This window comes from Photorhabdus sp. RM71S, from assembly GCF_042879355.1.
Taxonomy (GTDB): Bacteria; Pseudomonadota; Gammaproteobacteria; order Enterobacterales; family Enterobacteriaceae; genus Photorhabdus; species Photorhabdus kayaii.
In genome coordinates, this window is record NZ_JBHFKV010000013.1 from 26535 (window position 1) to 41880 (window position 15346).

The window sequence follows — 15346 nt, forward strand, 5'->3', positions numbered from 1 at the left end:
TTCAGAGTGCCTCAGCAAAAAATTGCTGATACTCATCCACTCTATAGCCTAATAGGCAATCACCTTTTGCAGAAATTAATAGTGGACGTTTGATAATAGCGGGTTGTTCCAACATCAACGCTTTTGCTGCGTCAGCATTATTAATTGTTGTTCGTTGTTGATCGGTCAGTTTACGCCAGGTTGTACCACGGGTGTTAATTAATGATTCCCAACCCAGTTTGTCAATAAATGACTGCAAAAGTGTTGCATTGAGTCCATCAACACGATAATCATGAAACAGGTAAGTAATTTCCTGTTCTTCCAGCCAACGACGGGCTTTTTTTATCGTGTCACAATTCTTGATCCCATAGAGAGTAAAAGCGGGTTGAGAAGATTTATCCAATATCATTTAACAGATCCTTAAAAAAATTTAAATACCTAAACATAATGCTGGAAAATGCCTGTTTTATCTAGATGATATCCTGATTTTTATTATCGGAGATACCAAAACAGGAGACTCAATTTTATTGGCCTGTTCTCATAGGGGGTATTTGCTACATAACAGCGATAAGAGCCGACCCTCGGTAATAAGCTCAAGGAGCGGCTCGGAAGAAGTATTAGGCTACTCCATTTTTCCTATGTTGCAAATACATGATTGTTGCAGCCAGACGGGAACGTACATTCAGTTTTTTTAACAAGTTTCTGATGTGTACCTTCACTGTCTCTTCAGAAATAAATAAGACATCAGCAACTTCCTTATTGGTCATGCCACTGGAAACTTCTTTTAATACATCTAACTCACGTTTGGTCAATTCAGATAAAGGATCAACATGTTTATGACGGTTAGCGAGATGTTGGTATATTTTTTCACTAAATACAGTTTGTCCACGAGCAGCATGGCGAATACTGCTTAATAACGAATCTAAGTCGCTATCTTTAAGCAAGTAGCCATTAGCTCCTGCGTCAATGGCTGCGTAAACATCATTTCGATCATCTGAAACGGATAATACCAGTACATAGGAATTGATCCCTTTTCTACGGATAGATTTAATCGTGTCCACGCCTGAAAGGCCATTCATATTGAGATCTATCATAATGACATCAGGTTTCAGCTTGCATGCAATATTTATTGCTTCTTCACCATTGTCAGCTTCCGCTGTTACGGTAAGAGCCCGATCGAGCTCTACAATCTGTTTCAAGCCATGGCGAATGAGAGGGTGGTCATCAACTATCATCACTGAATGGTTATACATTTTCCTTCTCCCTTAAATAAGTAAAGCCACGAAATGCAGACTTTGAATTTGATTAAAAGGCAGTAATGAATGGGTCTGCCCTAAATTAAATTGCTATGAAAAAATTTTATCAAAACCGATTGATTTACAAAGTTGATAGCTCTGTAAGTCCAGAAAGCACATCCTGATATAAAAATATAAATAGCGCAAATTAGTTTGATAAGTAAAAAAAGAAGATGAGTAATTTTCACAAAAAATACATAACTTAACTTCTTTTAATGGTGTTAAAAATCAATATGTTAAATGTATGATTATTAGATTTGTTTTCTTTTATAAAATTTATTTTAATTGAATTTATATTGAGAGTTTTTCTGAGTTATAGTTATTATTGTTACTATAACTTCAATGATATTGTATAAATGGTAATGTTTCTTTCTTTATTTTCCTATATTAAGTAGGGCATTAGTGGATAAATTGGGTAGTATTTTTCATGAACAAAAAAGTGCTACTTTATTGATAAGATGCTGTCAATGTTATGATTTGACACACAGTACCTATTATACTGCTCCTGCTTTTACTCCAGATTGTATATAAAGGATCCGACGATGGATGAAAAATTAAAACAGAGTGCATTGGATTTTCACCAGTTTCCACAACCAGGGAAAATCACGATTACTCCTACTAAGCCTCTGATAACTCAGCGAGATTTGGCCTTAGCTTATTCACCAGGTGTTGCTGCGCCTTGCTTGGAAATTGCAGAAGATCCATTAGCGGCTTACAAATATACTGCGCGTGGCAATCTTGTGGCAGTGATATCTAATGGTAGTGCGGTCTTAGGATTGGGGAATATTGGTGCACTGGCAGGTAAGCCAGTGATGGAAGGAAAAGGTGTCCTATTTAAAAAGTTCTCAGGTATTGATGTATTTGATATTGAAGTTGATGAGTCTGATCCTGACAAATTGATTGATATCATTGCGGCACTGGAGCCGACGTTTGGGGGAATTAACCTCGAAGATATCAAAGCACCGGAATGTTTCTATATTGAGAAAAAACTTCGGGAAAAAATGAACATTCCGGTATTCCATGATGACCAGCATGGTACAGCGATAATTTGTACTGCTGCTGTTTTGAATGGTTTACGGATTATGAAAAAAGAGATTTCAGCGGTTCGCTTAGTCGTTTCTGGTGCCGGTGCTGCCTCTATTGCTTGTATGAACTTGCTGGTTGCGCTTGGGTTGCAACGCAAGAATATCGTGGTATGTGACTCTAAAGGGGTGATTTATCGTGGTCGCGATAAAAATATGGAAGAAACTAAAGCTGCCTATGCGATTGAAGACAATGGCAGCCGCACATTAGGTGATGTTATCCCTGGTGCAGATATTTTCCTCGGATGTTCCGGTCCTGGCGTGTTGACTCAAGACATGGTGAAAATGATGGCTAAAGATCCCCTCATCATGGCATTGGCAAACCCTGAACCAGAAATTTTGCCGCCATTGGCAAAACAAGTTCGCCCTGATGCAATCATTTGTACTGGTCGTTCTGATTATCCGAATCAGGTTAATAATGTGCTCTGTTTCCCGTTTATTTTCCGTGGTGCGCTGGATGTTGGTGCAACAACCATTAACGAGGAGATGAAGCTCGCCTGTGTTCATGCGATTGCGGATTTAGCGCTGGCGGAACAGAGTGAAGAAGTGGCTTCCGCTTATGATGATCAGGATCTGTTTTTTGGCCCGGAATATATTATTCCTAAACCATTTGATCCGCGCCTGATTGTAAAAATTGCCCCGGCAGTTGCCAAAGCAGCAATGGATTCCGGCGTAGCAACCCGCCCGATTAAAGACTTTGGCGCGTATATCGAGAAGCTGAATGAGTTTGTCTATAAAACAAACTTGTTTATGAAACCTATTTTTTCTCAGGCTAAGAAAGCGAAAAAGCGTATCGTTTTGGCCGAAGGGGAAGAAGTACGTGTATTGCATGCGACTCAGGAGCTGATCTCTCTTGAGCTGGCTTACCCGATTCTAATTGGTCGCCCCAGTGTTATCGAAATGCGTATCCAGAAACTGGGATTGCATATTGAAGCGGGTAAAGATTTTGAAGTCGTCAATAATGAGAATGATCCGCGCTTCAAAAAATACTGGCAGGAATATCATCACATTATGAAACGTCGAGGTGTTTCTGCTGAACAAGCTCGTCGTGCAGTTATCGGTAATCCCACCCTGATTGGGGCGATTATGGTACTGCGTGGTGAAGCTGATGGCCTGATTTGTGGCACCGTTGGCAGTTACAGTGAACATTACGATGTCGTGAGAAATGTGTTTGGTTTCCGTGATGGGGTTCATACTGCTGGTGCAATGAATGCATTGATGTTGCCAAGTGGTAATACTTTTATTGCGGATACTTATGTCAATAATGATCCAACGCCTGAACAATTGGCCGAGATTACCCTTATGGCCGCAGAGACAATCCGCCGTTTCGGTATTGAACCAAAAGTTGCTTTGCTTTCTCATTCAAGTTTTGGTTCCACAGATTGCCTCTCAGCACAGAAGATGCGCCAGACGCTGGAATTGGTGAATAAAATGTCACCTTCGCTTGAAATTGATGGTGAAATGCATGGTGATGCCGCATTGGTTGAAAGTATTCGCCGTGACATTATGCCAGATAGCCCATTGAAAGGGGCTGCCAATCTGTTAATTATGCCGAATATGGAATCTGCCCGTATCAGTTATAACTTGCTACGTGTCACCAGTTCTGAAGGCGTTACCGTTGGCCCAGTTCTGATGGGGGTTTCCAAACCGGTACACATTCTGACACCAATTTCTTCTGTACGTCGTATCGTTAATATGGTCGCTCTGGCGGCAGTTGAAGCGCAAACTCATCCGCTGTAATACCCATCGCCCCTGTTTCCTATAGGCAGGGGCGGTTTGTTGTAAACGATTCTTATTATCTATATGATGCGCAAAACATTAATATGGATAATGGGCATAATGAAATTTCTCACGGTTGTAAAATCTTTTCTGATTATCTGTGGCTTACTGGTCTTATCTGGGTGTGTATTTGTACAACAGAAACCAACTCTCCAAGCGCTTTCACCGGAACTGACTCAACAAGGGGCTATTATCGATCTTAAAACAGGTCATGCCCTGACCCCTGAGGAATTGATCAATCGGCTGGCATCACATCAGCGGGTAGTTGTGGGTGAAAAACATGATAATCCATATCATCATCAGATAGAGCTTTGGTTGGTTCAGCAACTTCCGCTTAAAAGAGAGCAGGGTTCAGTCCTGTTAGAGATGATTAATCCTGATCAGCAGCAAAAAGTGAATAAGGTTAAGAGTTGGTTGCAAACTAAGCCTATCGTACGTGAAAGTCGCATAAAAGAGCTTCTTGCATGGCAAGATGGGTGGCGGTGGGAGTTGTATGGAGGATTGGTCATGGAGCTTATGTATCAGCCTTATCCGTTGCTGTCTGCAAACTTAGATCGCAGTGAAATTAAAGCAGTTTACAGTAACCCTCCGACCCTCCAGGGGAATATTTCTGTTGCTGAAAATGTTAAAGCGCAGATTAAAGCGGTGATTAAAGATGTTCACGGTGGTGAAATAACGGAACAACAGTTATCTGCCATGACAGCTATTCAGCAAATGCGGGATCGCAGAATGGCGGAACAGTTACTTAAAGCGCCGGCTCCTGCCACACTGATTGCGGGTGGATATCATGCAACAAAAGTAATAGGTGTTCCTCTGCATGTTAAAGACTTATCTCCCCAAGAGGATCTTGTTGTGTTGATCATCGCTGAAAAAAGCAATGTACTGGATAGCCAATATGCTGATTATGTCTGGTATACACCAGTAAAAAAACCGTAGATATTTTAAACAAATGGTAATCTTTTCCCCGTATATAAGGGGCCTTGGCACAGGGATGTGCTCAAGTTAACGATACAGGGAAAAATAATTTTCATTAGCATATGAAATTAATTATCATTACTAAATGATAATTAAAATTATGCGCTATCATCCATGTTGACGCTGACACACCCGGCCTTTCAAACGGGGCATTTTAAAAAATGGCTCATTTCTGCTATTGCTGCTCACCTCATTTTGGTTGGTTGGATTATCTACCAGCCAGACGAAATTGCTATTGATGAACTGATGCCGCCGCCGGCGGTGATGATGGAGCTTTCATTGTTAACAGAAGCGACACATCGGGTACAAAAACAGCCTATCGGTATTGAACAGCAACTTGCTGTTGCCAGCTGGCAGCAGGAAAGCGAGATTAATGAGATTAAGACGCCTGAGCTTATTAAAGATGAACAGGCGCAGATTCTGGTGCATAAACCTAAAAAACAGAAAAAACACCATGAGGAGCTTGAAAAAACACCACCGGTGAAGCGCCAGCAGGTAGAAGAGCAAGAGAGTGAAAAATCTCAAAGTAGTGCTGCTATGGTGAGCAGTACGGCTATATCTACGAATGTTACTTCGCGGGTTGCTGCTTCTTATGACAGTGATTCAAAGGCTATCGCTGATGCGGATGCACTATGGCGAGCCGAAGTTATCGGGCATTTGAACCGTTATAAACGCTATCCAGAGGATGCACAGAGAAGAAATCGCACGGGTCGGCCTACAGTCAGATTCACTATTGATAAACAGGGCTATGTTACTAACAGTGACTTAGTTCGTCGTTCAGGAACTCATTCTTTAGACAGGGAAGCGAAGCAAGTTCTGGCAAGAGCGCAACCGTTGCCAGCTCCCCCCGATACCGTTTTAAGCGGTAATGGAATTACGATAGAACTTCCGATTGATTTTAGTTTAACTAATTAATACTTTGAGCGACTTAAGGACAGCAAATATGTTAAGGCAGCAAGCGCGGTTTGCCCTGAAAACTAAAGGGCTGTTATTGATGTTTTTATTAAGCGGCTGGTTGAATCCTGTCGCCGCAGAGGAAGAAATTATGCCACCAAAGGCAATGAAACAACCACACCATATAACTACCCACGGTGATACTCGTATAGATGATTATTACTGGATGCGGGATGATAATCGTAAAGATCAAAAAGTCATTGATTATCTGACAGCCGAAAATAAATATACCGAACAGATGCTAAAACCCGGTGAACAGCTACGGGATACGTTATACGAAGAAATGGTTGGCAGGGTGAAGCAGGATGATCAATCGGTACCCTATACTTATAATGGGTATATTTATCGGACAACCTATGAAACGGGCAAAGATTTCCCGATTTATCAGCGTAAACCTGTTGATGGCTCATCAGATTGGCAGGTATTGGTCGATGGTAATGAAAGAGCTAAAGGGCACGAATATTACCAACTGAGTAATTTTGCCATCTCTCTGGATAATAAACGTATTGCGATTGCGGAAGATACGCAAGGGCGCCGTAATTATCAGATATCTTTTAAAGATATTGCGGATAAACAGTGGAATAACGATGTAATAAAAAATACTTCTGGCAACATGGTTTGGGCTAATGACAATAATACGTTGTTTTATGTGCGCAGACATTCACAGACCTTATTGCCATATCAGGTATTTCGTCACCAATATGGTAGCAATACCAGCGAAGATCAGAAAATATATCAGGAAGACGATGAGCGTTTTTATTTAAACGTGTCTAAAAGCACTTCCCGTGATTATATTATGTTGTCGATAACCAGTAATTCGACTTCTGAATATTTGCTGATTGATGCCAATAAACCCCAAGCTGAACTTCAGGTATTTTCTCCTCGTCAGGAAGGCAGAGAGTATTATATTGACCATTTCCGCGATCACTTCTACATCCGGTCAAATCATGAGAATGAAACTTATGGGCTTTATCAGACGGATGCCATTAATACACCGTGGAAAATAGTCATTGCTCCGCAACAAGATAGTGATCTTGAAGATTTCGACCTGTTTAATGACTGGTTGGTTGTACAGGAGCGAACAAAAGGATTACCGACAATTCGTCAGATTAATTGGCAAACACAGCAAGAAAAACAGATTAAGTTTGACGATCCAAGTTATATGGCATGGATTGATTACAACCCCGAACCTAATACTGATTTTGTCCGTTATGGTTATTCGTCCATGACGACACCAAGCTCAACATTCCAATGGAATATGAGAACAGGCGAGCGGGAATTACTTAAGCAGCAGGAAGTAAAAGGTTTTGATAAACATCATTATGAGAGCCAGCGTATTTGGGTGAAGGCCCGTGATGGCATTGAAGTTCCGGTATCTCTGGTATATCGCAAATCACTGTTTAAAAAAGGTCATAACCCAATACTGATTTATGGATATGGGGCTTATGGTATCAGCATGGACCCTTCATTTAGTTCACCACGATTGAGTTTATTAGATCGGGGCTTTGTTTACGCCTTGGTGCATGTGCGTGGTGGCGGTGAATTGGGTAAGAAATGGTATCTACAAGGTAAAGTCGAAAATAAAATGAATAGTTTTAATGACTTTATTGATGTGACTAAGGCTCTGATTGCTCAGAAATATGGTAACAGTAAACGTGTTTATGCGATGGGAGGGAGTGCGGGTGGTTTGCTAATGGGCGCTGTGATTAATCAGGCACCGGAATTATATCGCGGTGTGGTTGCTCAGGTTCCATTTGTTGATGCCGTGACAACCATGCTTGATCCTTCTATTCCTTTGACAGTAGGTGAATATGAAGAATGGGGTAATCCCGAAAATAAAGAGGATTATTTCCGGATTAAATCATATAGTCCGTACGACAATATAAAACACCAACGTTATCCAAACTTATTGGTTACGAGTGGATTTTATGATTCCCAAGTACAATATTGGGAACCGACTAAATGGGTAGCAAAATTACGGGATATGAAGGAAGGTAACTCTATTTTGCTATTAGAAACCAATATGAGTGCCGGGCATGGTGGTAAATCAGGCCGATTTAATCGATTAAAAGATACTGCGCTGGATTACAGTTTTATTTTGATGCTGGATAATGCTAATAAATATTTTCCACAATTAAAAGATAACTGAAATAAATTATAAATAGTATAAGTTTGTTATTTAAAGCACTGATAAATCATTATCAGTGCTAAACATTTTTATTTTCTAAAGACGGGCATGTGAGCAAATATTGATTTGTATGCATTTGGGATGATTGAAATGAAAATAATGACAAAGATAGCAGGGGCTGGTGTGGTTTTCATTGGGCTTCAAGGGTTTGCTTATGGCGAGGAAAAGCAAGAGAAAAAATCAGATAAGGTGATGAAATTCAGTAGCCTTAAGGTTTCTGGTTCACAGGATGATGCGGAAGTGAGGGCAATGGAAAGGCCCGGTTCATACAGTTCTAAAGGAGAAGATACAAAACTTCAATCAACGGATAGTATATTACGTAGTATGCCTGGGACCTATACGCAAATAGATCCGGGGCAGGGAACCGTGAGTGTGAATATTCGTGGATTAAGTGGATTTGGGAGAGTAAATATGATGGTTGATGGTGTTAGCCAGAGTTTTTATGGTACATCACCTACCAGCGTAACCCACGGTAATAGTCTTCAGAGTCAGTTTGGTTCATTAATTGATCCTAACTTTATTGTCGGTGTGGATATTAGCCGGGGACAATCTGATGGTTCAGATAGTGTCAACGCATTAGCAGGTAGTGCTAATTTCCGTACGATTGGTATTGATGATGTGATATTCAGTGGTAATACACTGGGAATACGTACAAAAATGCTCTATGGCGATAATGGCATTGGTCATAATGGCATGATAGCCGTCGCTGGTAAAACTCAGGTTTTTAGTTCTGAAGGATCAGTTGGCGCTATGTTGGCCGTCAGTGGACATTCAATTGATGCAAATTATAAAAATGGGGATGGAATATCAAGTGATGAATTTGGTACCAATAAATATTTTAAACAGAAACCAAATTCGCAATTAATGAAATTAAATATTAAGTCAAATGAATTTCATGATATGGAATTAAGTGGTCGATTGTATCACAATAAATTTACCCATCGTCATATTGATAGCGAGGATTTTTATCTGAAATACAACTATAAGCCATTCAGTGAATTGGTTGATATGAAATTGTTAGTTAGCACTAGTGGAAGTGATCAAATATATAATACTGCACTTAATGCATTGACAAAAAGCAAAACTAAAAATAAGTCAAACGCTATTAATCTCAGTAACATCAGCCGTTTTAATTACGGCGATACAGATTTTGATCTGATATTCGGTGGTAAGTTGATGAAAACTGAATATAGTAAGACGACTGATAGTATTTACTCTGATATAGAAGAGGAAGATGAAGAGAAAAAGAAGGAATATAAAAAGAAAGATGGCGAAGCAAAAGAAAATAATAGTTTCGCACCAAGTGGTAAACAAAATATTGCCAGTATTTATAGCGGATTGAAAATTACTCGTGATATTTACCAAGCTAATATTAATCTTAATTATATTGATTATAGTGTAAAGGGCCATAAACCAGCCTGTGAGCCACGAGTTAACTGTTTCCCGCAAGGTAAAGCCGAATTGAATTTGAAAGAGCGTGGATTTAATCCAAGCTTTCTGCTATCAGCGGAAATCATTCCTGAATTCCAGCCTTTTGTGAGTTATACTCATTCAATGAGAGCGCCGAACGTACAGGAAATCTTCTATGGCAATGAAGGTGGCCCATCAATTAATCCATTCCTGAAAGGAGAAAAATCGGATACTTATCAAATCGGCTTTAATAGTTACCGTCCAGACATGATTGTAAAAGGAGATACTTTCCGTCTGAAAGCAGCCTGGTATCATACTAAGATAAAGAATTACATCAGTAGTGATTTATATGCTCTGTGTAAAGATGGTAGGGTATGCCAATCTTCGAAATTATCAGAAGAAGATTGGAAGCATGTTGACTCAAATTTCGGTATACATATTTATAGCAATAGCATAACTCCGGTAAGAATGCGCGGCTATGAAGTCTCTGCTGATTATGATGCCGGTGTATTTTATAGCAAATTGGCTTATAGTCGACAAAAAACAAGCCAACCGACTTCTATTTCTACATCGATTTTTGGGGCAGATCCTGTATCACAATTACCTGAAAGTTTTATGACTTTGGATACAGGGGTTCGCTTATTAGGCGAAAAACTTCGTATTGGAGCGATAGTTAAATATGCCGGTAATTCCTATAAGCTAGATTCAGATCCTTATAATCAGGACAGTGATGGACGAACGGTGATGGAAAAGGAGAAAAAAATTCCAACCGTGGTCGATTTTTACAGTGATTATAAAATAAATAAAAATGTGCTACTTAAATTCTTGGTACAGAATTTGACAAACAAAAACTATTCTGAAGCACTTAATCGTATGAATAATACGGCTGCATTAATGAATGAATCCACTTCTGCTAATCAAACCGCTCGGGGCCGGACTTATATTGTCGGCGCAGAAATTCGTTTCTGACTTGTAGGAGAAATAAGTGGCAAAGGAAGGCCACTATTTCAGATTTGCAGATCGTTTTTTCCGTTCTTTCTTGATTTTCAACACCTCACTTTCAATCCAGCCATCTTGTAAACGGGTATTCAGGACATCACCAACACGTACCTGTTTGGTTTGTTTCAGTAATTTTCCATCCGATGTTTGACTGATGCTGTAACCACGGGCCAGTGTTGCCAGAGGGCTAACGGCTTCCATCCGTGAACAGGAAATGGCAAATTTTTCTCTGGAACGGCTGATTTGCCTTTCAATCGCTTGTCTTAACCGAAAATCTTGTTGCTGAATCTGTTGGCTATACTGGTGGATTTGCGAGCTAGGTTCCACGTACCAGAGCCGTTGCTGCAATTTCTCATAAGCCAGGCTGCTTTGCTTTAAGTACCGTTGCAAGCTGTCAGTGAGTCGCTGGCGTAAATTGACCAGTAAGTTTTGCTGACGCGCTAGTCGTAAATGAGGGTGTTGTTGCTGTAAACGATGAGATAACAGACTGAAAACACGTTGTTTCTGGGCAAAGAAATAATCCATTGCCATTTCCAACCGCTGTTGTTGCGACTGAATTTGACGTAATAATTCGAGCTGATTACGGCTAACTAACTCAGCGGCCGCTGATGGCGTCGGGGCGCGTAAATCTGCCACAAAATCAGCAATGGTGACATCTGTTTCATGACCGACCGCACTGACTATCGGAATATCACTGTGAAAAATGGCTCTGGCGACATGTTCATCGTTGAAACTCCATAAGTCTTCCAGCGAGCCACCACCGCGCCCAACAATCAATACATCACACTCCCGACGCTCATTAGCTAATTCAATAGCCCGGATAATCTGTAACGGTGCTTCTGTGCCCTGAACTGCTGTTGGATAAATGATGATGGGTAATGATGGATCACGGCGCTTTAAAATATTCAAAATATCATGCAGGGCTGCGCCACTGGTTGAAGTAATGACACCAAGCTGTTGAGCAGGGGATGGCAGGGGCTTCTTGTGGCTTTGGTCAAATAATCCTTCGGCATCAAGTTTTTGTTTCAATAATTCAAACTGTTGCTGTAACAGGCCATCACCGGCGGGTTGCATATTTTCAACAATAAGCTGGTAATCTCCTCTTGGTTCATAAAGCGTGATTGTCGCGCGAACCAAAACTTGCTGACCATTTTGTGGCCTGAATGTTACCCGTTGATTGCTACTGCGAAACATTGCCGCCCGCACTTGGGCACGCTCATCTTTCAGCGTGAAATACCAGTGCCCGGAGGCGGGGTGAGAGAAATTGGATATTTCAGCGCTTAGCCAAATTCTGCCCATTTCCATTTCGAGCAGTTGCCGAACCGTCTGATTGAGACGGCTGACAGAAAAAATTCCAGTATTAAAAGGTAGTGACATGTGAGAAAGATCAAATTTCAAAACAATAACTTAATATGCTGATACTAACCTTCATCACGAAGTAAGCAAGAAATTTTTTAATAAAATGCTGGAGGCAACCGATTACGTTCTGTATAATGCCGCGGCAATATTTTATTCCTTAAATTTTCAGCAGCTTGGTGAGATATTGCTTATGTTACGAATTAAAAAAGAAGCTTTAACCTTTGATGATGTTCTGTTAGTTCCTGCCCACTCTACTGTTTTACCTAACACTGCTGACCTGTCTACTCAACTGACTTCCTCCATTCGTTTGAAAGTTCCTATGTTGTCTGCCGCTATGGATACCGTCACCGAATCCGGTTTGGCTATTGCGTTGGCTCAGGAAGGTGGAATGGGTTTTATCCATAAAAATATGTCCATTGAGCGTCAGGCAGAAGAAGTTAGCCGAGTCAAAAAACATGAGAGTGGGGTAGTGACAGATCCAGTCACTGTGGCACCTAAAACAACGCTGCGTGAAGTTAAGGAATTGACAGAACGTAATGGTTTTGCGGGTTATCCGGTTGTCACTGAAGGAAACGAGTTGGTTGGTATTATTACTGGCCGTGATGTGCGTTTCGTTACCGATTTGGATCAGCCTGTTACTGCGGTAATGACGCCTAAAGAGCGTCTGGTGACAGTAAAAGAAGGTGAAGCCCGTGAAGTTGTGTTGCAAAAAATGCACGAAAAACGTGTCGAAAAAGCGCTGGTAGTTGATGAAAACTTTCATCTACTTGGCATGATCACGGTTAAAGATTTTCAGAAAGCAGAACGTAAACCGAACGCCTGTAAGGATGAACGTGGTCGTTTACGTGTTGGTGCTGCGGTTGGTGCCGGTGCTGGCAATGAAGCGCGTATTGATGCATTGGTTACCGCCGGTGTTGATGTTCTGCTTATTGATTCCTCGCATGGTCATTCTGAAGGGGTACTGCAACGTATTCGTGAAACCCGCGCTAAATACCCGAATCTACAAATTATTGGTGGTAACGTGGCGACTGGGGAAGGCGCAAAAGCGCTGGTAGAGGCTGGCGTCAATGCGGTTAAAGTCGGTATTGGTCCCGGTTCTATCTGCACTACCCGTATTGTTACCGGTGTAGGGGTGCCACAAATTACGGCTATCTCTGATGCTGTTGAAGCGTTGGAAGGCACCGGTATTCCAGTTATTGCTGATGGTGGTATTCGTTTCTCTGGAGATATTGCCAAAGCCATCGCCGCAGGAGCGTCATGTGTTATGGTGGGCTCTATGCTGGCAGGGACAGAAGAATCACCAGGAGAAATTGAGCTCTACCAGGGGCGTTCATTTAAATCTTATCGCGGCATGGGATCATTGGGGGCGATGTCCAAAGGTTCTTCTGATCGATATTTCCAAACTGATAATGCCGCAGACAAGCTGGTACCGGAAGGTATTGAAGGCCGTGTAGCCTATAAAGGTTTGCTGAAAAACATTGTCCATCAGCAAATGGGAGGCTTGCGTTCCTGTATGGGGCTGACTGGCTGTGCAACTATTGATGAATTGAGAACCAAAGCAGAATTTGTTCGCATTAGTAATGCCGGTATTCAGGAAAGCCACGTTCACGATGTCACCATTATCAAAGAGTCTCCAAACTACCGGTTAGGTTTGTAATCCATATTTATTGTGGCCCATATAAGGGCCACTTATCTTTTATTTGTTACTTGTTTTTTTGGAATTCACCGCACATGACAACTAATATCCATCAACACCGCATTCTTATCCTTGATTTTGGTTCGCAATATACTCAATTGATTGCTCGCCGTATCCGTGAAATCGGGGTTTATTGTGAACTTTGGGCATGGGATGTCACTGAAGAGCAAATCCGCGAATTCAACCCAAGCGGTATTATTCTTTCCGGTGGTCCGGAAAGTACCACAGCACAAGGAAGTCCACGTGCACCTGAATATGTTTTTAACGCTGGCGTTCCGGTTCTGGGCGTTTGCTATGGTATGCAAACGATGTCAGTACAGTTTGGTGGTAAGGTAGAAGATTCTACTGAGCGTGAATTTGGTTATGCCCAGGTTGAGATTAAAGCGGAGAGTGCATTATTCCGTGGGATTCAAGATTCATTAAATGAGCAAGGTAAACCATTATTGGATGTATGGATGAGTCACGGTGATAAAGTTACTGCAATTCCCGAGGACTTTGTCACTATCGCCAGCACTGATACCTGTCCATTTGCCATCATAGCAAATGAAGAAAAACGTTTTTATGGCGTGCAATTCCACCCGGAAGTCACCCATACCCATCAGGGGCAGCGTATATTGGAACGTTTTGTACTGGATGTATGCCAATGTGAAGCGCTGTGGACACCTGCTTCTATTATCGAAGATACCGTTGTACGTCTGCGTGAACAGGTTGGTGAAGATCACGTTATTTTGGGGCTGTCCGGTGGTGTTGATTCCTCTGTCACCGCATTGTTACTGCATCGCGCAATTGGTAACCGCCTGACCTGTGTATTTGTTGATAATGGTTTACTGCGTTTGAATGAAGCTGAGCAGGTGATGGAAATGTTTGCCGGTAAATTTGGGCTGAATATTATTCATGTCCCAGCAGAAGACCGCTTCCTTACTGCACTGGCTGGCATCAATGATCCTGAAGAGAAGCGTAAAACAATTGGTCGTGTATTTGTTGAAGTCTTTGATGAAGAGGCGAGCAAACAGGCTCAGGTTAAATGGCTGGCACAGGGCACTATATATCCGGATGTCATCGAATCAGCAGCATCTGCGACAGGCAAAGCACACGTTATCAAATCTCATCATAACGTAGGTGGTTTGCCGGAAGAGATGAAATTGGGTTTGGTGGAACCGCTGAAAGAGTTATTCAAAGATGAAGTGCGTAAGATTGGCTTGGAATTGGGATTGCCTTATGACATGTTGAACCGTCATCCATTCCCAGGCCCTGGCTTGGGTGTTCGTGTACTGGGTGAAGTGAAGAAAGAGTACTGCGATCTGCTGCGTCTGGCTGATGCTATTTTCATCGAAGAGCTGCACAAGGCTGATTTGTACAATAAAGTCAGCCAGGCGTTTACCGTATTCTTGCCAGTTCGCTCCGTGGGCGTGATGGGGGATGGTCGTAAATATGACTGGGTTGTTTCGTTACGGGCAGTAGAAACGATTGATTTTATGACCGCACATTGGGCGCATTTACCATACGATTTCTTAGGCCGGGTTTCTAACCGGATCATCAATGAAGTCAATGGGATATCAAGAGTTGTCTATGATGTCAGCGGTAAACCACCTGCGACTATTGAGTGGGAATAAGTCCTCAGAGTCTATAG

General features: G+C 41.7%; 10 protein-coding genes. 7 read left to right on the top strand and 3 right to left on the bottom strand.

What is annotated here, in order from left to right:
* Nucleotide 1: 1 nt before the first annotated feature.
* Nucleotides 2-385, bottom strand: coding sequence for an ArsC family reductase (locus tag ACGF5R_RS09420; protein WP_387690635.1), 384 nt, complete (start codon nucleotides 383-385; stop codon nucleotides 2-4).
* A 211-nt stretch (nucleotides 386-596) separates the two neighbouring features.
* On the bottom strand, nucleotides 597-1232 hold the full coding sequence (locus ACGF5R_RS09425) for a response regulator (protein ID WP_011146941.1): 636 nt from the start codon (nucleotides 1230-1232) through the stop codon (nucleotides 597-599).
* A 584-nt stretch (nucleotides 1233-1816) separates the two neighbouring features.
* Between ACGF5R_RS09425 and maeB the strand changes: the two genes are divergently transcribed.
* The 5 genes from maeB (at nucleotide 1817) to ACGF5R_RS09450 (ending at nucleotide 10631) form a co-directional block, all read left to right on the top strand.
* A complete protein-coding gene (gene maeB / locus ACGF5R_RS09430; protein ID WP_112877657.1) occupies nucleotides 1817-4096 on the top strand; it encodes an NADP-dependent oxaloacetate-decarboxylating malate dehydrogenase in 2280 nt (759 codons plus the stop codon).
* 99 nt (nucleotides 4097-4195) lie between these two features.
* Nucleotides 4196-5071, top strand: coding sequence for a ChaN family lipoprotein (locus ACGF5R_RS09435; RefSeq protein ID WP_262979950.1), 876 nt, complete (start codon nucleotides 4196-4198; stop codon nucleotides 5069-5071).
* A gap of 153 nt (nucleotides 5072-5224) precedes the next feature.
* Nucleotides 5225-6025: an energy transducer TonB gene (locus ACGF5R_RS09440; protein WP_387690594.1), complete on the top strand. Its 801-nt coding sequence runs from the start codon at nucleotides 5225-5227 to the stop codon at nucleotides 6023-6025.
* A gap of 79 nt (nucleotides 6026-6104) precedes the next feature.
* Complete coding sequence (locus ACGF5R_RS09445; RefSeq protein WP_387690637.1) at nucleotides 6105-8213, top strand: S9 family peptidase; 2109 nt, start codon at nucleotides 6105-6107, stop codon at nucleotides 8211-8213.
* A gap of 129 nt (nucleotides 8214-8342) precedes the next feature.
* Nucleotides 8343-10631 (top strand): TonB-dependent receptor domain-containing protein, encoded by a 2289-nt coding sequence (locus ACGF5R_RS09450; RefSeq protein ID WP_387690596.1) that lies wholly within the window; start codon nucleotides 8343-8345, stop codon nucleotides 10629-10631.
* Between the two features lie 33 nt (nucleotides 10632-10664).
* Here ACGF5R_RS09450 and xseA read toward each other — a convergent pair whose 3' ends face one another.
* A complete protein-coding gene (gene xseA, locus ACGF5R_RS09455) occupies nucleotides 10665-12038 on the bottom strand; it encodes an exodeoxyribonuclease VII large subunit (protein ID WP_387690598.1) in 1374 nt (457 codons plus the stop codon).
* Between the two features lie 172 nt (nucleotides 12039-12210).
* On the opposite strand from xseA, the gene guaB reads away from it, so the two are divergent.
* Both guaB and guaA read left to right on the top strand, forming a co-directional pair.
* Nucleotides 12211-13677, top strand: coding sequence for an IMP dehydrogenase (guaB, locus tag ACGF5R_RS09460; protein ID WP_387690600.1), 1467 nt, complete (start codon nucleotides 12211-12213; stop codon nucleotides 13675-13677).
* A 74-nt stretch (nucleotides 13678-13751) separates the two neighbouring features.
* On the top strand, nucleotides 13752-15329 hold the full coding sequence (gene guaA, locus ACGF5R_RS09465) for a glutamine-hydrolyzing GMP synthase (RefSeq protein WP_387690602.1): 1578 nt from the start codon (nucleotides 13752-13754) through the stop codon (nucleotides 15327-15329).
* The last annotated feature ends 17 nt before the right edge of the window (nucleotides 15330-15346 follow it).

What these genes read in the sequence shown, in the direction of transcription:
- ACGF5R_RS09425 (WP_011146941.1), bottom strand. Translation starts at nt 1,232, where the DNA reads ATGTATAACCATTCAGTGATGATAGTTGATGACCACCCTCTCATTCGC.
- maeB (WP_112877657.1), top strand. Translation starts at nt 1,817, where the DNA reads ATGGATGAAAAATTAAAACAGAGTGCATTGGATTTTCACCAGTTTCCA.
- ACGF5R_RS09435 (WP_262979950.1), top strand. Translation starts at nt 4,196, where the DNA reads ATGAAATTTCTCACGGTTGTAAAATCTTTTCTGATTATCTGTGGCTTA.
- ACGF5R_RS09440 (WP_387690594.1), top strand. Translation starts at nt 5,225, where the DNA reads ATGTTGACGCTGACACACCCGGCCTTTCAAACGGGGCATTTTAAAAAA.
- ACGF5R_RS09445 (WP_387690637.1), top strand. Translation starts at nt 6,105, where the DNA reads ATGTTTTTATTAAGCGGCTGGTTGAATCCTGTCGCCGCAGAGGAAGAA.
- ACGF5R_RS09450 (WP_387690596.1), top strand. Translation starts at nt 8,343, where the DNA reads ATGAAAATAATGACAAAGATAGCAGGGGCTGGTGTGGTTTTCATTGGG.
- xseA (WP_387690598.1), bottom strand. Translation starts at nt 12,038, where the DNA reads ATGTCACTACCTTTTAATACTGGAATTTTTTCTGTCAGCCGTCTCAAT.
- guaB (WP_387690600.1), top strand. Translation starts at nt 12,211, where the DNA reads ATGTTACGAATTAAAAAAGAAGCTTTAACCTTTGATGATGTTCTGTTA.
- guaA (WP_387690602.1), top strand. Translation starts at nt 13,752, where the DNA reads ATGACAACTAATATCCATCAACACCGCATTCTTATCCTTGATTTTGGT.